At 67.5% G+C, this 16,793-nt stretch carries 17 protein-coding genes; 4 read left to right on the top strand and 13 right to left on the bottom strand.

The features are described from left to right. Positions 1–14 precede the first annotated feature (14 nt). A complete protein-coding gene (locus OHA21_RS00530) occupies positions 15–1,406 on the bottom strand; it encodes an MFS transporter (protein WP_328468970.1) in 1,392 nt (463 codons plus the stop codon). Between the two features lie 100 nt (positions 1,407–1,506). On the opposite strand from OHA21_RS00530, the gene OHA21_RS00525 reads away from it, so the two are divergent. Next, entirely contained in the window at positions 1,507–2,388 is an 882-nt protein-coding gene (locus tag OHA21_RS00525) for a helix-turn-helix transcriptional regulator (RefSeq protein ID WP_328468968.1), read from the top strand. Between the two features lie 75 nt (positions 2,389–2,463). Here the strand turns inward: OHA21_RS00525 and OHA21_RS00520 are convergent, their stop codons facing one another. From OHA21_RS00520 to OHA21_RS00510, 3 genes are all read right to left on the bottom strand, one after another. Next, the gene (locus tag OHA21_RS00520; protein WP_328468967.1) at positions 2,464–3,156 is read right to left on the bottom strand and encodes a flavodoxin; all 693 of its coding nucleotides are present in this window, start codon (positions 3,154–3,156) and stop codon (positions 2,464–2,466) included. 15 nt (positions 3,157–3,171) lie between these two features. Next, positions 3,172–4,056, bottom strand: a complete 885-nt coding sequence (locus OHA21_RS00515; protein ID WP_328468966.1) for a helix-turn-helix transcriptional regulator — start codon at positions 4,054–4,056, stop codon at positions 3,172–3,174. Between the two features lie 85 nt (positions 4,057–4,141). Then, positions 4,142–5,323: an aldo/keto reductase gene (locus tag OHA21_RS00510; RefSeq protein ID WP_328468964.1), complete on the bottom strand. Its 1,182-nt coding sequence runs from the start codon at positions 5,321–5,323 to the stop codon at positions 4,142–4,144. Between the two features lie 779 nt (positions 5,324–6,102). Here OHA21_RS00510 and OHA21_RS00505 point away from each other — a divergent pair. Together OHA21_RS00505 and OHA21_RS00500 are read left to right on the top strand one after the other, a co-directional pair. Continuing rightward, positions 6,103–7,080 carry an alpha/beta hydrolase gene (locus OHA21_RS00505; RefSeq protein WP_328468962.1) on the top strand — a complete coding sequence of 326 codons (978 nt, stop codon included), beginning with the start codon at positions 6,103–6,105 and terminating at the stop codon, positions 7,078–7,080. Positions 7,081–7,138: 58 nt separating this feature from the next. Further along, positions 7,139–7,360 carry a hypothetical protein gene (locus OHA21_RS00500; protein WP_328468960.1) on the top strand — a complete coding sequence of 74 codons (222 nt, stop codon included), beginning with the start codon at positions 7,139–7,141 and terminating at the stop codon, positions 7,358–7,360. 206 nt (positions 7,361–7,566) lie between these two features. Here the strand turns inward: OHA21_RS00500 and OHA21_RS00495 are convergent, their stop codons facing one another. From OHA21_RS00495 to OHA21_RS00460, 8 genes are all read right to left on the bottom strand, one after another. Continuing rightward, the gene (locus OHA21_RS00495) at positions 7,567–8,016 is read right to left on the bottom strand and encodes a DoxX family protein (RefSeq protein ID WP_328468958.1); all 450 of its coding nucleotides are present in this window, start codon (positions 8,014–8,016) and stop codon (positions 7,567–7,569) included. 398 nt (positions 8,017–8,414) lie between these two features. Then, positions 8,415–9,299 (bottom strand): 4,5-DOPA dioxygenase extradiol, encoded by an 885-nt coding sequence (gene ygiD / locus OHA21_RS00490; RefSeq protein WP_328468956.1) that lies wholly within the window; start codon positions 9,297–9,299, stop codon positions 8,415–8,417. An 86-nt stretch (positions 9,300–9,385) separates the two neighbouring features. Next, positions 9,386–10,507: an alpha/beta hydrolase gene (locus OHA21_RS00485; protein ID WP_328468954.1), complete on the bottom strand. Its 1,122-nt coding sequence runs from the start codon at positions 10,505–10,507 to the stop codon at positions 9,386–9,388. A 308-nt stretch (positions 10,508–10,815) separates the two neighbouring features. Then, the gene (locus OHA21_RS00480) at positions 10,816–12,090 is read right to left on the bottom strand and encodes an FAD-binding oxidoreductase (RefSeq protein WP_328468952.1); all 1,275 of its coding nucleotides are present in this window, start codon (positions 12,088–12,090) and stop codon (positions 10,816–10,818) included. Between the two features lie 2 nt (positions 12,091–12,092). Beyond that, positions 12,093–12,245, bottom strand: coding sequence for a hypothetical protein (locus OHA21_RS00475; RefSeq protein ID WP_328468950.1), 153 nt, complete (start codon positions 12,243–12,245; stop codon positions 12,093–12,095). Positions 12,246–12,464: 219 nt separating this feature from the next. Then, positions 12,465–13,160 carry a flavodoxin gene (locus tag OHA21_RS00470; RefSeq protein ID WP_328468948.1) on the bottom strand — a complete coding sequence of 232 codons (696 nt, stop codon included), beginning with the start codon at positions 13,158–13,160 and terminating at the stop codon, positions 12,465–12,467. Positions 13,161–13,297: 137 nt separating this feature from the next. Next, entirely contained in the window at positions 13,298–13,765 is a 468-nt protein-coding gene (locus OHA21_RS00465; protein WP_328468946.1) for an FMN-binding protein, read from the bottom strand. Between the two features lie 208 nt (positions 13,766–13,973). Then, positions 13,974–14,327, bottom strand: coding sequence for an FAD:protein FMN transferase (locus OHA21_RS00460; RefSeq protein ID WP_328468944.1), 354 nt, complete (start codon positions 14,325–14,327; stop codon positions 13,974–13,976). 268 nt (positions 14,328–14,595) lie between these two features. On the opposite strand from OHA21_RS00460, the gene OHA21_RS00455 reads away from it, so the two are divergent. Continuing rightward, entirely contained in the window at positions 14,596–15,468 is an 873-nt protein-coding gene (locus OHA21_RS00455; protein ID WP_328468942.1) for a helix-turn-helix transcriptional regulator, read from the top strand. 13 nt (positions 15,469–15,481) lie between these two features. Here the strand turns inward: OHA21_RS00455 and OHA21_RS00450 are convergent, their stop codons facing one another. Further along, positions 15,482–16,789, bottom strand: coding sequence for a metallophosphoesterase (locus tag OHA21_RS00450; protein WP_328468940.1), 1,308 nt, complete (start codon positions 16,787–16,789; stop codon positions 15,482–15,484). Positions 16,790–16,793: the final 4 nt, after the last annotated feature.

Genomic DNA, 16,793 nt, shown 5'->3' with positions numbered 1-16,793 from the left:
CCATCAGGGCTGGTTCATGTGCGCGCGGGACGCAACGCCAGACTTGCGGCAGCGGTGAACAGAATGAGGATCGCGGTGGCGGTGAGGCTGATCCGCAGGCCGGCGAGGAAGGTGGGCCGGCTCGCGACGACGGCACCGTAGGCGGCAACGCCGAGCGACCCGCCCATCTGGCGAAAGGTGTTGAAGACACCACCGGCCGTGCCGGCGCGCTCACGCGGAACGCTGTCGAGGATCAGTGCGGTGATCGGCGGGACGGTGAACGAGCCCCCGACACCGACCGGCACCATGACGGCGGCCACCAGCAGCGTCGGCGCGTCGGCGGGTAACAGTACGAGGCCGGCAAGGCCGGCGGCCATCACCAGCTGGCCGCCGACGATCGGCACGACGGGGCCGAATCGGGCGGCGGTGCGGGCGGCGAGCGGGTTGAGGACCGCGACCAGGGCGGTCATCGGCAGAAACAGCAGGCCGGTGACAAACGGCGACGCGCCGCGCAGCTGCTGGAAGTACAGCGACTGGAGGAAGACGACGCCGTAGAAACCGACCATGCCGAGGAAGCCGACCGCAAGGGCGACGCCGAGGGTGCGGGAGCGGAACAGGCCCAGAGGCACCATGGGGTGACGGCTTCGGACCTGGGCGGCGAGGAACACGACGATGGCGGCGACGGCGAGCGCGAACGCGGCGAGGATCAGCGGGCTGGCGAAGCCGAGGGCTCCGCCTTCGATGACCGCGAAGGTGAGTGCGGCGAGAGCAAGCACCGCGGCGATCTGGCCGGTCCAGTCGAACGGCACGATGGTGCGGGGTGATTCGGCGGCGCGGCGCAGCACCAGCACAGCGATGAGGCCGACCGGCAGATTGAGGAAGAAAATGAGCCGCCAATCCAGTTGGGTCAGCGCGCCGCCGAGGACCGGTCCGGCCGCGGCGGCGATCGCTCCGCCCATCGCCCAGTAGGCGATGGCCTTGGCCCGGGCGGCGCCGTCGGGGTAGGCGGCCCGGATCAACGCCAGCGAGGTCGGGGTGATCAGGGCGGCGCCGACGCCCTGCAGTATTCGTGCCGCGACCAGCCAGCCGAGCCCCGGTGCCAGGCCGCAGGCCGCGGATGCCACCACGAAAATCATCATGCCTATTCCGTACGCGCGACGCGCGCCGACGCGGTCGGAGAACGTGCCGGCGAACAGCAGCAGGGCGGAGAACATCAACGTGTAGCCGGTGACCACCCACTGCAGACCGGACAGACTGCCGCCGTAGCCGGCGCTGATGTCGGGCAGTGCGACATTGACGACCTGGGTGTCGAGGGTGACGACGGCGAAGCCGAGCATCGCCACCGTCAACGACGCGCCGGGCCGTGTTGCCGGCTGCGCTGTGGCGGCATCAGGCCTCGTGGGCGCCGCGGGCGAGGAAGTGGACATGCTCTCAGCAAATCGCCAGCGGGCTCTGGTAGGGAGGCACGGACCAAAGGGGTAACGACAGGGACCCCCTCAATTCCGGTGGCCTCCCTAACGTGGGGGTATGGGTATCGACAACCGCGACGAGGTCCGCGCGTTCCTCACCTCACGCCGGGCGAAGGTCAGCCCGGAGCAGGCGGGTATCCCGGCGTACGGCAGCCGTCGCGTGACCGGACTGCGCCGAGGGGAAGTCGCCGCGCTCGCCGGGGTCAGCGTCGAGTACTACACCCGGATGGAGCGCGGCAACCTGGCCGGCGCCTCCGACAGCGTCTTGGACGCCATCGCCCGCGCGTTGCACCTCGACGACACCGAGACCACACACCTGCACCACCTGGCACGCGCCGCCGGCCCGGCACCGGCACGCACCCGTGCACGCCGTGACAGCACGCCGGAGATCCGGCCTACGATCCGCCGCCTGCTCGACTCGATGACCGGGGTTCCCGCGTTCCTGCGCAACTACCGCTTCGACATCCTGGCGGCAAACCCGCTGGGCATGGCGCTGTACGCGCCGTTATTCGTCAGCGGCCCGGCGCTGCCGGTCAATTCGCTGCGATTCACATTCCTGAATCCGCACGCCCAGATGTTCTACCCCGAGTGGGCGAAGACCGCCCGCTCCGCGGTCGGCGCGCTGCGCATCGCCGCCGCTCAGAACCCCCACGACCAGCAGCTGATGAACCTCATCGGGGAGCTGTCCATGCGCAGCGACGATTTCCGCACGTGGTGGGCCGCCCAGGACGTCTACGTGCACCGCCACGGCACGAAGCGGTTCCACCACCCGGCCATCGGCGAACTGGAACTGGCCTACGAAGCGCTCGAGCTGCCCGGTGACGAGGCTCTGAGCATTGTCACCTACTCCGCCGAGCCGGGCACTGCCTCCGGCGACGGCCTCGAACTGCTCGCCACCTGGGCCGCGACGAAGCAGAGCGCCACAGCCGGAGCCGAATGACGTCAGCCCGGGCTCAAGCCAGAGCTGGCGGCCGTGGGCGGGCCGGCCAGCTGCAGATCCGCGACCTTCCGTAGATCAGCGGGTGAGCAGGCCGATCCGGCGTAGCCACGCGTCGACCGCGGGCTCGGCGTCGGCGACTTCCTCACCGCGCACAGCAAGGCCCTCCCCCAGTCGCGCGCCGGGGCAGGACGCGGCGTAGTCACGTTCTGTCGTGCCGAGACCGCTCATCGCGTGCGTAGTGAGCGGGTGGATCGTCTTGCCGGTGAAATCGAGGCCTTCGACCAACGTGGTCATGATCATGGGCGCTCGGACGTTCCAGATCGGGCTGCCCAACAGGATCGTGTCGTACCCGTCGATCGAGGTCAGCGGGTTGGCGATGCCCGGCCGGGCATCGCCTCGCTGCTCCTGCAAGTTACGCTCGACCGTCGGCTGATACTCGTCGGGATACGGGTCGACAGCCTCGATCTTGTGGACTTCGCAGCCGATGAGCCTGCTGATGTAACCCGCGACAACCTCGGTGTTGCCGACCGTCAGACGCCGGCGGCCGCCGTTGAAGTAGTTCTCCCCGGCACGGGAGAAATAGGCCAACAGCACCGTGCGGCCGCCTGAGGACGACGTGGCCGCCGCGCTGCGCGACGCGCTGCCGCCTGCCGGAGACGTCACCGGTGAACTACCACAAGCGTTCACCATTGCGCTCGCCGCTGTCCCGGCAACACCGGCCAGCGCGCTCTTGAGTACCGCGCGGCGTGGGTGCCTGTTCATCGTCATCCTTCCCAGCTGCCATCACCCGTTCGGTAGCGGCGCATCGTCAGGCCGGGCGAGTTGCCCGCCGCCGGTGGCGGCCCAGCCGGCGAGCAGCCGAAGGCCGTCCGCCGAGGCGCTACCGGGCTCGGCGCAGTACACGACCAGGGCCTGGTCGTCGTCGGCAGCCGGCATGAGCACCTCGAAGGTCAACTCGAGCGGGCCGACCACCGGGTGCTGCAGGCGTTTGACACCGGTCGTATGGGCGCGCACGTCGTGACGCGCCCAGCGGGTGCGGAACTGATCGCTGCGAGTGCTCAGCTCACCGATGAGCTCGGTCAGTCCTTTGTCGTACGGGTAGCGGGCGGCCTGCACATGCAGCAGTGCGACTACGTCGTCGGCGACCTTCGCCCAGTCGGTCCAGAATTGCGCGGCCCGGGCGTCGAGGAACACGAACCGGGCGTGGTTGGGCGCGCCGGCGCGCTCGTAGAGCGGCGCGAGCAGGGCCCGGCCCAACGGGTTTGCGGCAACCAGATCAGCGCGGCGGTCGAGGACGAACCCCGGCGCGCCAGTCAGCGCGTCCAGCAGGCGTTGCAGGTTGGGGCGTACCTTGCGGCTCGGGTCCGGGCGCCGGCGGCGCGCCGCCGGTCCACAGTTGCGGGCGAGGTCCGCCAGATGCGTCCGTTCCGCGTCGTCCAGTCGCAGTGCACGGGCGACCGCGTCCAGGACGCTGTCGGAGACTCCGGCGAGGTTGCCGCGCTCCAGCCGGGTGTAGTACTCGATACTCACTCCGGCGAGCCGTGCGACCTCGGAGCGCCGCAAGCCAGGGACTCGGCGGGGGCCGTGTACCGGCAGGTCCACCTGTTGCGGGCTGACTTTGGCTCGGCGGGACATCATGAAGTCGCGGATCTCGCTGCGGTTGTCCACGCAGCCCAGGCTAGGGAGCCGGCGCGGCCGGAGGGGGTCCCTGTCATTACACCCTTGGGTAAAGCCCCCCTTCGCGGCCCGCAGGTCACGGCATCGGCGCCTCGACTCCAGTCCCGGCGAGCACCGGCGCGGGCAGGCGTTCCCCCTTGATCTCGATCGCGTTCAGAGCAGTCGTGAACTCCTGCAGCTCGTTGCCGGCGAAGGTGACCTCCTCGGCGCCGATGTTCTCCAGCAGGTGCAACGTGCGGGTGGCGGACGGGATCGGCACGATCCACGGCTTCTGCGCCTGCAACCACGCCAGCGACAGCTGTGCCGGGGTGGCGCCCTTGCGCACCGACCAGTCGTGCAGCAACTGCACCACCGCCATGTTCGCGGCCATGTTCTCCCGCGAGTGCCGCGGCACCATCGCCCGGAAGTCACCTTCGGCGAACCGGGTGTAGGGATTGATGGTTCCGGTCGTGAAGCCGTAGGACAGCGGCGCCCACGGCACGAACCCGATACCGAGCTCTTCGCACAGCGGCAGGACCTGCTCCTCAGAACCACGCCACAGCAGGTTGTACTCGTTCTGGATCGCCGTCAGCGGCTGCACCGCATGAGCCCGGCGGATCGTCTGCACGCCCGGCTCGGACAGGCCCCAGTGCCGGACTTTGCCCGCCGTGATCAGCTCCTTGACCGCGCCCGCCACATCTTCGATCGGCACGGCGGGGTCGACGCGGTGCTGGTAGAGAAGGTCGATGTGGTCGGTGCGCAGTCGCTGGAGCATGGCGTCGACGGCCTGCGGGATGTGATCGGGCCGGCTGTTGAAGCCTTCGCCACGTTCGCCGGTCTGCGGGTCGACGTTCATCCCGAACTTCGTCGCGATCACCACGCGGTCGCGGACCGGTTGCAGCGCCTCACCGAGGATGCGCTCCGACTCCAGCGGCCCGTACACCTCCGCCGTGTCGAAGAAGGTGACCCCTTGATCGACGGCGGTGCGGATGATCCCGACCATGTTCTCTCGGCTGCTGACCGGCCCGTAAAGATTGCCCGGCATGGTCTGGCAACCGAGCCCGAGGCTGGACACCTCCAGCGAGCCGAGCCGCCGACGGGCGGCCAGAGTGATCGCCGTCGTCGCGGTCTCCCCGCCCCCGGCCGGTGCGACGCTGCGGTCGGCCGCTGTCACCTGATCATCGGAGGTGCAGCCCACCAGTCCGGCGACCAGAGGAGTCGACGCGATACCGGCCGCACCCAGCAGGAACCGGCGACGGCTGTTGTTATTGTCAGACATTCGGCACCTTCTCGTATCAGCGATATGGGCGTGGCTCTCTTTCTCATCGAACCCGCAACATCGACCGTTTGGGAGCTTCTGCTGGGAGGGGTAAAGACAGGGACCCTGTAGCAGGTTTAGAACCCAGGAACACAGCATCAGCGCTGGTCACAGCTCAGGTGCCGCCTGCGGTTCGCAGCAGGGCGGACAACGCACTGAATGCGAACTGCGGATCCTTATCCGCGGAGTGATATCGCGATCACGGCAGGACCGGAAACGCGTCGTAATCCTCAGCGGGCACTCAGGAAATGGCAATAACAACGGAATACGGATGCGGCTTGCTTCTCGCGGCCAGCGCCGGTAGAACGCCGAAGCCGTGCTGCGATCAGGCCCGCAGGAGGCGGCGGCGCGGTGAGTCTCGGCCGGGGTGCTGGCCGGGCGAGGCAGCGCACAAGATCCCGGCACGAAGCGCATGTCGTGTGCGTCGCGCAATCTGACGGCGTCGAGGGTACGCAGCCAGACAAATATCTGGGAGGTACTGGCGTTACACCGTTCAACGGTGCCTCCCACAAGCGCAGCGGCTGGGCTTAGCTGGGTCAAGGAGATCACAGCCGCGGCTTCGGGCCTGTTGCAGCGCGCTGCGATCACCTACCCGGTCGTCGTCCGGGCGGGCAGTCGTCGACACTTCGCCCGGACGACGACCCAGCCCGGCAAGATTTCGACCAGGAGATGCATCTGATGGAGACCCGCAGCACGCGCACCCAACAAAGCGGATCATGAGAGCGCGCACGCTATCGGTGTTGGCCGTCATCGTCGTAGTGACCTTGCTGACGACGATTGCGTTGTCCAGGCGGACTCAGCGTGACGATGGCAGTCGCGCGAGCAGTCCGGCGTTCACTCCGTCGGTGCCCGCCGACATGCTCGCCCGTTTTCAGGACACCCCGGCCCGACGACAGGGCGAAGTGGTGCGCGTCGACTATTCGACCCGGCACAACAACGCGACGACCGGCAAACATGCGCTGGTCTATCTACCGGCCGGCTACAACGAACAGGATCAGCAGACACGTTATGACGTTCTGTATCTGATGCACGGCGCCGGCATGACCACAGAAAGCTTCTTCGGCGGTGCCGGCGAGTCGTCGGTGGTGAAGAACATGCTGGACCACATGATCGAGGAAGGTCTACTGAAGGCGACGATCGTCGTCACGCCGACGTTCTACCCGGACGACAATGCCAGCCTCGACCTGCACTACGCCGGACAGCTGGACAGAGCGTTCCCCCAGGAACTGGAGAACGATCTCATGCCGGCTGTCGAGGGCCGTTATCACACCTATGCGCGGACCACCGACGCTGCCGGGTTCACCGCCTCGCGGACGCACCGCGCCTTCGCTGGTTTCTCCATGGGTGCCGTTACGACGTGGTATGTCTTCATCAACAACCTCGACTACTTCGCCTACTTCATGCCGATGGCAGGTGACTGCTGGGTGATCGAGGACTCGGGCGGAGCCGCCGCGCCGGAGCAGACCGCCGCCTATCTCGACCGGGTCGCCCGAGACTCCGGTTACCAGCGCGACGACTACCTGATCGCGGCGTCGGTCGGGTCGGGCGACGGCACGAGCTACCAGATGGAGCCGCAGATCCGTGAGATGCGGAAGATGTCGCGCAGCTTCGATTCGGGCGACACCGGCAACCTGCGCTATGCCCTCGATCCTGGCGGCGGGCACGATGCGGAGTCGCTGTACCGGCAGTTCTACGGCTCGATCCAGTTGTTCTTCTGATCGGGTAGATCGAGGCTGCCTCGCCAGAACAGCAAATACATCCGCTGAGGAGAGCACTATGCGTTTGAGAACCGCCTCCGGTACGGCCGCGGCAATCCTCGCCGTCACCGCGGCTACGGCCTTCGCGCTCGTCGTCGGCATCACCTCACCGTCCGGCGGCGTCTCCGAGAGCGCCGGACCCGACAACTTGCTGGTGATCGGGAAAGGTCCTGCGGCGCTGCACACCGGCTACGACTGGACCTCCTGGAACTGCCCAGACCGGCAGGATGTCGCCAGCTGATCGTCTCTAGTCGTGGCTGGTCACGGGGTAGTCGGTGGTGACGCTCCGTTCGCGCCACGCCTCGATCTCGGCGCGGTAGTGCGGCCGCTGACGCGCTACGCCTACTGGCCAGTTGGGCAGCAACGAGCCCGATCACCGCACCGAATCACGCAAGGCCCACCGGCTGACCGGACCAGAGCCGGCCACCACGGCTGCTAACGGCGCGTTCAACGCCCCGCTGCAGTCGCGCGGCGAGCCGACGCACGAGACAGCCGCGGCGCGATCAGGCGGTCCAGGCTGAACTGTCCGGCACCGACGGCGGCGAACACCAGGGCACCGGCGCCAAGCGCAAGCACGAGCTCGAAGCCGTTGTCGCCGACGAAGATGCCGTTGCCGACATGCACAAGGACGAACGCACCCAGCATGTTCAGCGCCAGCAGGACCCCTGCCACGGATACGGCAAGGCCCAGGACCAGAGCGATGCCACCGGCGAACTCCACGACCGCGGCGAACCAAGCGCTCAGCGTGGGCAACGGGACGCCCATCTGCTCAAACGACGCCGCAGTGCCGTCCAGCCCGTATTCGGTGAACTTCTGCCATCCATGGGCGATGAAGATGACACCGAGACCGACGCGGGCGATGAGCAGAGCCAGGTTACGAAGCGCAGCGGTGTTCATGACCGTGTTCCTTCTTCCGCGGGCTGGCTGGTAATCGTCGGTAGCTGTCCTTGCGAAGTGTCGAGCCCATCGTGGCCAGCGTTGTTGCTGGTATTCAGGCATTCCGCAAAAGTCATCCAGCCAGCGCTAGCGTGAGTTCGCCGTGGGGATGATGGCTTCTTCCCGGTTCGGGCACACATGCAGTGGTTTTTCGGGTAGCTGCGTGGAGGCGCCCTGCCGCGCCGTCCGTGACGCCGAGCTCGCCCTTACTGACTGTTTGCCCACAGTAGGAGGCGTTGGAGGATCACGATCTGCAGGCCTTCGAGCACCACGCCGGAAACGGCGGGGTGAGCCTTTCTGGCCATCGCCAGCGCGCTGCGTACCGCTATCGACCCAGCCACTGTTCGCGTCGATCAGAGTCAGATGTTGGATCCATCAGGTGGCAGGTCGGCGGGTGGCTGCGGGGAGCCGCCGTCACCGGCGGCGTGGGGGCAGGACAGGCCGAGGGTGTAGGCCGTCATCGACAATGATCCGTAGGCGTAGCCGTCGACGAGGACCTCCGTGCTAGCAGTTGCCTCCGTGTCTGCGGCCAGGCCGGCGAGGTACAGGGCGGGGATGAAGTGGTCCGGTGTCGGTACGGCGTGGCGGTAGTCGCGGTGCGCGTCGAGGGTCGCGAACTCGGATGGATCGCTCAGCATCCGGGCTTTGGCGTCCTCGTCGAACCGCTGGGCCCAGTCGTAGCCGTCGTCGGTGAGCTTCCAGTCCATTCCGCGCAGGTTATGCACGACGTTGCCGCTGGCGACGATCAGTACGCCACGTTCGCGCAGCGGGGCCAGCTTCGCGCCGAGGCCGAGGTGGTAGTCGAACGGCTTGTCGGCGTTGACGCTGAGCTGCACGACGGGAATGGAGGCGTCGGGGAAGGCATGTGTCAGCACCGACCAGGTGCCGTGGTCGATGCCCCAGCTGTCGACGTCGGCGCCGACCCAGGTGGGGTGGACGACGTCGCTGACCTCCGCGGCCAACTCGGGTAGCCCGGGTGCCGGGTACTGCACCTGGAACAGTTCCGGCGGGAAGCCGTAGAAGTCGTGGATGGTCCGCGGCTTCGGCATCGCGGTGACGGCGGTGGCGTTGATGTACCAGTGCGCGCTGATCACCAGGATGGCGCGGGGGCGGGGTACGGCCGCGCCGAACGCCTTCCATGCGGTGGTGTAGCGATTGACCTCGAGGGCATTCATCGGGTTGCCGTGGCCGATGAACGCCGCAGGCATCAGCGTGTCTGAGGCTTTGAGGGAGTCTGCGGGCACGTCGGGCCTTCCTAGGTCGCGACTTCTTCGGAGGGCGGGGACCGTGGGTGGGGCAGGAAGTCTGCGTAGGTTTCGCCGGGCAGCGGCTAACCCAGACGCTTTCGGCGCAGCCATCGGGAGAGGCGGTCTGCCACCTCGACGTTGTTGAGGTCGGAGAAGAGGAAGTGGGTGTTGCCGCGGATGCCTTCGTCGGGGAGGTGCACCACGGTCACGTCTCCCCCATTGCGGTTAATGAGGTCGGCCCAGCGCCGGGCCATCTGCAGAACGGCGCGCCAATAGTCGCGGGCCGGGATGTCCGACGGCTGGCGGGGGATGTTGTCGCCGTAGTAGACCACGATGGGAATCTCGGTCAGTTTGAGGAACTCGCGCCGCGGAACCGCAACCCCGGTCACGGTGGCGTAGTTGTTCGGGATCGGCTCCGGCATCTCATCGTCGGGGAAGGTGAACGCACCACCCGGCTCGTAGGCGACGATCGCACGCACCCGAGAGCTCTTCATAGCCGTCCGCCAGCCCGGCGTTCCGCCCTGCGAATGTGTCACGAGGATGCCCGGTCCGGACCGTTGGAAGACGGCGGCCATCGCGTCGGAGATGACTTGATCGTTGTAGGGGCCGGTGTTGGGTGTCATCTGGCGGAAGAACTGGTTCAGCGATTCCTCGTCACGCGGGAATTGCACGCCTGGGTAGAAGCCGGGCCAGAGGCCGATGCGGAACTGGGTGAACCAGTTCTGGTCGGCGGTCTCGGCGGGGATGGTGCCCGGCTCAGTGCTCTGGCCGGCTTGTCCGCGCCGCGGTTGATCGACGAGGTACACACCGCGGCCGCGGCGCAGGAAGATGTTCTGGAAGCCGTCGCGGCCGTCCGGCGTGGTTTCCCAACAGCGTGCCGACTGGCCGGCGCCGTGCAGGAACACCAGCGGGTATCGCCGTGCCCCTTCGGGGATCTGGTAGCGCACGCTGGCGTGGTCGCCGTGCAGGGTCTGGCCTTGGGGGTCGAACGGCGTCTTGGGGTTGAAGACACCCTCGGCGCGTTTGACGGTTCCTCCGGCGGAGAAGCTTCCCTGTTCCCTGATGATCAGCGGCTTGGGCCTGCCGGAACCTGATGTGCTGCCCGCAGCGGGGCTCGCCGAGGCCGACGCGGGAACAAGAGGTGCGGTGCTCGCGGTGAGAGCCACCGCCGAAGCACCGAGCATTTGCCGCCGGGAGAGGGTCATCAGAGTGCTCCTGTCGGGATTTCGTCGGATGGATCCGGGAGGCAGAGCGTGGGCCGGCAGGTGGGACAGTTGTCACCCAGCTGGCAGGCAGCAGCCGTACGGCTGCGGATCGGGTTCGGTGCAGCGCCCCGTCCGGTTATGGCCGGGGCCGTCATCGCGTGGAGTGGCTGCGAAGCGTCCCTCGACTGGATGCTACACATTTTCGCTGGTAGTGGCGGGGCCGATACTTATGGTGACGTCGCCGTACGTATGCCGATTCCAGGGCCGTGAAGGGATCGCCGCTTGCAGGGGTATCGCCGTCGGACCGCTCACATCGTCAGTCGTTCCTGATGAATTCGCCGCGACGAGACTCCGATCTTTCTAAGCAGGCGCTGATTCGCCAGGACGGCGGGATTGGGGCCGACGATGAAGAACGCCCCGTTCCTGACGGCATCCGCCGGGAGCAGCTCAGCAAGGTCGTCCCGGCGGAAGCGCCCGACCTTGGTGGTCACGTGCATGCGGTTGTCCGACGATGCCTGGTACCGGGCGAGCACGTCGCGGTAGTAGGCGTCCTGCGGGTCGCGCACCGCCCACAGCAGGTGGATATTGCGGGTGGTGTGGTGGGCGGCGGCCAGGCTCAGTAGCGGTGCGACGCCCGCGCCCATGCCGAGCAGGACCAGCGGCGCGTCTGCGTCCTGTTTGCGGACGATCGATTCGAACCGGCCGAAGGGTCCTTCCAGCCGGACGCGGCTGCCTACCGAGACGTCCGTGAGGCGTCGGGTGAAGTCTCCGTGCTGACGGATGGTGAAGCTCAACGTCTTCTGATCGTCGTCGGTCACGGAGAACGGATGCCATTCCTTCGACACCGCCTGCGCGCCTTCGAAGCGCAGGAAGAAGAAGTCGCCGGGTCGGATGCTCGCGGCCGCGTGATCGAGTTCCACGGACAGGCGGCGGCTTGACCCGCCCCGTGCCTGGTTGCTGACGAGCGTTGCCGTCAAGTAGGTGTCCGGGGCGATCCACTTCTTCCACACGTAGAGGCCGAGAACGGCCACCGTGAACACGTCAAAGAGCATCATGAATGCGAAGTACTGGTTCACGCGCACGAGCAGGTGCGCGTGGAGCCAGATCATCGCGACGATCACCAGATTGAGGCGATGCACCCACACCGACAGCTGGTGATGGAACACCTTCTCGAGGAGCCGCTTGGCGCTCAGCAGCAGCCGGACCCGGTCGACCAGCCAGCCGCTGAGGAAGAACACGGAGAACAAGAGCACGGTGACCGCGGCGTAGAAGCTCCAGTCGCCCAGCAGGATCGCCAACTGGCTGCCCGAGTAGGAGTTGTCGCGGTGCACGTAGGCGAGCACGATCGCGAGCACGCCCAGCATGCCGTGCAACCCGTAGATGGACGGCAGCCCTACGAGGCGCTCCAGCCACGGCGGTCTGACGCTGAGCACGATCGCGAGCAGCCACCAGGCGTAGGCGGTGAGCCCGAGGGTGACGTAGAACCTGAGTTGCTCGGGTTCCACCGCGAGCGTGTTGTACGTCAGCACCAGCGGCAGCGGGAACACCACCGCGACGCCCCAGAACAGCACCTTGCGCAACATCGTCACACCTCCGCCGCGTTGGCGCTTCGTCGGCCGGCGTCCGGGTCCGCGGCTAGTGAGTAGTCCGACGAGCCGCTGGCCCCGCGCACATGCTGCAGGTTGACGTAGGTCAGCGCCGCCAGAGTCGCCAGCATGATCGCGACGAGGACGAACACTTTCGCCTTGAGGGTCATACGTGGCCGCGGCCGGCTTGGCGGAGGGTCGGAAGGGTCGTACCGGCCCGGCAGCGCTGGTGCCGCCGTGTCCGTGGGGTGCGTCATCGGATGGCTTTCTGTCGGATCGAGCGATTGGGCCGCAGGCGTCGGGCGCCGTCACAGCAGGATGAAGTCACGCCCGTGCGAGACGCGCGGGATTGCGTTGGTGCGGCGCGTGTTCTATCCGGCTGTTACGCCGAGGCTGTCGAGCCAGGCGCCGACCTCGTCTTCGGCGCTGTCCATGTCGTCGCGGGAGATCGTGAACGCGTTGTCGACGACGGTTGCGTCGCCGAGTTTCTCCGCGATCTTCTCGACGGTTCCGGACAGCCGGCTGCCGCCGTGCGTGGTGAACGGGATAATGGTTTTGCCGCCGAATTCGTGCCGTTCCAGGAACGTGTACAGCGGCATCGGCATGTCGTACCAGTAGATCGGGTAGCCGACGAACACCGTGTCGTAGTCGTCGAGGTTCGACACCAGGGCCTTCAGCTCGGGCCGAGCATCCGATTCTTGCTCCTGCAACGCTTGCTTCTCGAGCACAGGAAAGTCCAGCGGCAGTGGTTGCGCCGTCTCGATCCGGAACAGTTCAGCGCCGGTGCGCGCCTGGATGATCTGCGCGACGTGCTGCGTGTTGCCGAGGACTTTGCCGTCGACAACGTGCGTGCTGTTCTCCTCGTCCCTGTTCATGTTCTCCGGGTCGTCGGTCAACGGCAGGGAGAAGTACGCGATGAGAGTGCGCGCACCATCCACCGGGCGGGCCAGCGCGTCGCCGCCTCCTTCATTGCCGCCCAGTCCAGGAATGCTGGAACACCCGGCGACACCGAGACCCGCCAATCCGAGTGCGGTGAATCCGAGGAGGTGCCTGCGTGTCATATCCATCATCGGCAGTTCTGATCCTTCGCTGGCGTGTCTTAGGGCGTGCTAGATCGGTTGCGGTAGTTCAATGCCGTCCACAGGGCAGGTGTGGCGCTGGATCCGGTGTTCGCTCGCCGCTGCTCATCCCCAGCCGGGCGACGTCAGCGCCCGGCGTCGGCTTTGATCCGGGCGAGCGCGTCGTTGAAGCCATCGGGTGTGCTGCTGGAACCGGCCACCCGGTCGAGGTTCACCTCGTCGATGTCCTTGCCGATCACCTCGTCGCCGACACCCGCGGCGAAACGCTGCTGGTAGTCCAGCGAGGTGGCATTGGTGGCATGCGGGGTGACCTCGACGTCAGTGATCGTGTCGTCGGCGAGGGTGACGGTGACGTCGATGCTCGACGGACCGCTGCCGTACCAGCCGGTGGCGGTGTAGCGGCCGTCGGCGTACGTCGTCTGCCCCGACTGTGCCGAGGGAGGCGCGCTCGAGGGCGCGGGAAGAGCCGACGGGCCGGCGCCCGGGTTCGCGGGGACCGCCGTGTCGCTGTCGCCGCCCGAGCAGGCGGCCAATGCGAGGATCGTCATGCCCGCCATCGAGATCGTGGTGACATGCCTGTGCAGCCGTGTCATGGGTGCTCCGATCATGAGGCTCGGGTTCGCAGGAACAAGTCGCCGCCGAAGCCTGGCGAGGTCTCGGCGCGGCCGTCGGCGAACATCCCCACCGCGGTGAAGGCGAATGACTGCGCCAGGCAGCCTCTCGCCCCAGGCACGTCGGTTGGCTGCCGATGCGGCCAGCGCCTGGTCACCGAGCCGGGCCACACCAACAACCCGCCGAGAGTCACGCGGATCCTCCAGCCCGACGCGGATGCTGCCAGGCCCAGGCGCCGCGTAAGTCGCCATCGGCGTCGATGACGTTGCGGCCGATGAGCGGGTCGACGGCGCCGTCGGTGGCCGCGGCAAGCCGGTCGTAGAAGCCGAATAATGCGCGAGCGTCAGCTGGGAATTCGAAACGGCCGCGCGGCTGGGTGGCGATCCGACTGATCAGCGAATCGGTACGGAACCGCGAGTAGACGGCGTCGAAGCAGGCGATCCGCTGCTCGAGATACTTGCTCAGCTTGTCGTTCAGAGGTTGTGGTGTCTCAATCTGCCACCGAGTGCCGATCGCGTCGAACCCCCACGTCGTTGACGCCATCAGCTTGCTCCTCCCCCGCCCTCGCTCGACCACCTCCAGTAAATCGCTGCACATCGGCACGAAGAAGGCACTGCTGAAAGGGGTAATGGCAGGGACCCCCTGGCGTGGGACTCGCGGCGTACCAGGCAAATTCCTCGGCGGCGTGGCCGCCTGGAGGCGGCCGTTCGACGCTTCGGCGTCGGCCGCGCCGCGCGGTGGCAGCGGCGAGTTTTGGGGCGATGAGCGTTGCTGACCTACAGCCGCCGGCCGAGGTGCCTAGCCTGGAGGTATGGACAACCGCAGCGAGGTTCGCGCGTTCCTGACCTCACGCCGGGCGAAGATCAGCCCCGAGCAGGCCGGCATCCCGGCGTACGGCAGCCGCCGTGTCGCAGGGCTGCGCCGAGGCGAGGTCGCCGCGCTCGCCGGGGTCAGCGTCGAGTACTACACCCGGATGGAACGCGGCAACCTCACCGGTGCCTCCGAAAGTGTTCTGGAAGCCATCGCCCGTGCGCTGCAACTCAACGCGACGGAGACCGCGCACCTGCACCACCTGGCCCGCGCCGCCGGCTCGACACCGGTACGCGCGCGCGTCCGCCGCGACAAGGCACCCGAGATCCGGCCGGCGATCCGCCGTCTGCTCGACTCGATGACCGGGGTACCCGCGTTCCTGCGTAACCACCGCTTCGACATCCTCGCCGCGAACCCGATCGGCATGGCCCTCTACGCGCCGATGTTCGCCGCGAGCCGGGCGCTACCGGTGAACTCGATGCGGTTCAATTTCCTGGATCCGCACGCCCAGGCCTTCTACGTGGACTGGACGCCGGTGGCCCGCTCCGCCGTGGCTGCGCTGCACATCGCCGCCGCTCAGAACCCGGACGACCAGCAGCTGGCGAACCTGATCGGTGAACTGTCGATGCGCAGCGACGCCTTCCGCACCTGGTGGGCGGACCAGGACGTCTACGTGCACCGCCACGGCAGGAAACGGTTCCGCCATCCCGCCATCGGCGAGCTTGAGTTGGATTTCGAGGCGCTACAGCTGAGCGACGAGAGCCTGACGATCGTCACCTACTCTGCGGAGCCGGGCACTCCATCCGGGGACGGCCTGCAATTGCTCGCCGCCTGGGCAGCGACGGAGAACAGCGCCACGGCCTCGGCCGAATAGTTGACGTGCCAACTCACGCCTGCGCGGAGGCCAACTCCACAACCGTGATGTCGGACGGGGCGCCCACCCGCACCGGTGGCCCCCAGACGCCTGCCCCGCGGCTGACGTACAGCTGGGTGTCGCCGTAGCGTTCCAAACCGGCCACGGTGGGGTTGGCCAGTCCGGCGAGCAGGGGGCCCGGCCATAGCTGGCCGCCGTGGGTGTGCCCGGACAGTTGCAGGTCGACGCCGTGTGTGACGGCGTCGTCGATGACGACGGGTTGGTGGGCGAGCAGGACCGCGGTGCGGGTGCGGTCACGGTCGCCGAGGGCCTTGGCGAAGTCCGGGCCTTGACCGCTCTGTTCGCCTTGGACGTCGTTGACGCCGGCCAGGTCAAAGCCGGGCAGCTCGGTGCGGGCGTTCTCCAGCGGGCGCAGCCCGAGCTCACGGATCTTGTCGATCCATTCGGCGGGCTCGTTGAAGTATTCGTGGTTGCCGGTGACGAAGTAGCTGCCGTGGCGCGCGCTCAGCTGTGTGAGCGGTTCGACGGCGGAGGCGAGGTCTTCGACGCTGCCGTCGACCAGGTCACCCACGACGGCGATCAGGTCCGGCTGGGTGCTGTTGATGGTGTCCACCACGCGCTGGGTGAAGCGGCGGCCGAGGATCGGACCGAGGTGGATGTCGCTGACCACCGCGATACGGAACCCGTGCGCGGTGCGGGGCAGTTTGGCCAGCGGGACCGTGAGCCGTTTGACCTGGGGGCCGCGCATCACGCCGTAGGTGCCGTAGCCGACGGTGCCGAGCGCGGCAGCGGCGGCGGCGCCGCCCACTACTCGCGAGACGAATACTCGGCGTGACAGCGCCTGCGCCGCAGGTCCGTCAGGTTCGTGGTCTGTCTGCGGCGCCACCGCAACAACGCTCTCCTGGTCGGGATCCGCAGGCGGCACGGCAGCGACTAGATCGCCTGCCGCTGGCTTCCCGCCCGGCTGCCCGGCGGGTTCGGTGGTGCCGGTGTCGCGTCGGGCCAGCCACCACCGCAGCAAGGGACGGAGCAGCTCGCCCACGGCCAAGGCGAGAACCAGGTAGAGGAACAGGGCGAGCCACATGAACCCGGGCCAGTCGATGACGCCTTCGAAGGCGAAGGGGATGCCGGGCATGTCGTCGCGGATCGCGGCCAGCCCGAGCACCGGTCCGGCAATGAACACCGCGGTGCCGACGCGCCGCAGCGTGGAGCGGCGGGCTGTGGTGTCGCGAACGACGCGCCGCCACGCGTACCAGTGCCCTGCGGCAAAGGCGGCGAAAACGAGCACCGCTACCACGATGAGAATAAGAATGGTGATCATGTGG

Origin of the sequence: Actinoplanes sp. NBC_00393, assembly GCF_036053395.1 — a bacterium.
GTDB lineage: Bacteria > Actinomycetota > Actinomycetes > Mycobacteriales > Micromonosporaceae > Actinoplanes.
This window is presented reverse-complemented; position numbering and strand designations above follow the sequence as displayed.

Excerpts from the sequence above, each read along its gene's own strand:
- OHA21_RS00465 (WP_328468946.1), bottom strand. The coding sequence starts at position 13,765 with ATGACACGGCTGCACAGGCATGTCACCACGATCTCGATGGCGGGCATG.
- OHA21_RS00480 (WP_328468952.1), bottom strand. The coding sequence starts at position 12,090 with ATGTTGCGCAAGGTGCTGTTCTGGGGCGTCGCGGTGGTGTTCCCGCTG.
- OHA21_RS00520 (WP_328468967.1), bottom strand. The coding sequence starts at position 3,156 with ATGACGATGAACAGGCACCCACGCCGCGCGGTACTCAAGAGCGCGCTG.
- OHA21_RS00500 (WP_328468960.1), top strand. The coding sequence starts at position 7,139 with ATGCGTTTGAGAACCGCCTCCGGTACGGCCGCGGCAATCCTCGCCGTC.
- OHA21_RS00485 (WP_328468954.1), bottom strand. The coding sequence starts at position 10,507 with ATGACCCTCTCCCGGCGGCAAATGCTCGGTGCTTCGGCGGTGGCTCTC.
- OHA21_RS00455 (WP_328468942.1), top strand. The coding sequence starts at position 14,596 with ATGGACAACCGCAGCGAGGTTCGCGCGTTCCTGACCTCACGCCGGGCG.
- OHA21_RS00525 (WP_328468968.1), top strand. The coding sequence starts at position 1,507 with ATGGGTATCGACAACCGCGACGAGGTCCGCGCGTTCCTCACCTCACGC.
- OHA21_RS00510 (WP_328468964.1), bottom strand. The coding sequence starts at position 5,323 with ATGTCTGACAATAACAACAGCCGTCGCCGGTTCCTGCTGGGTGCGGCC.
- OHA21_RS00450 (WP_328468940.1), bottom strand. The coding sequence starts at position 16,789 with ATGATCACCATTCTTATTCTCATCGTGGTAGCGGTGCTCGTTTTCGCC.
- OHA21_RS00495 (WP_328468958.1), bottom strand. The coding sequence starts at position 8,016 with ATGAACACCGCTGCGCTTCGTAACCTGGCTCTGCTCATCGCCCGCGTC.
- OHA21_RS00530 (WP_328468970.1), bottom strand. The coding sequence starts at position 1,406 with ATGTCCACTTCCTCGCCCGCGGCGCCCACGAGGCCTGATGCCGCCACA.
- OHA21_RS00470 (WP_328468948.1), bottom strand. The coding sequence starts at position 13,160 with ATGGATATGACACGCAGGCACCTCCTCGGATTCACCGCACTCGGATTG.
- OHA21_RS00460 (WP_328468944.1), bottom strand. The coding sequence starts at position 14,327 with ATGGCGTCAACGACGTGGGGGTTCGACGCGATCGGCACTCGGTGGCAG.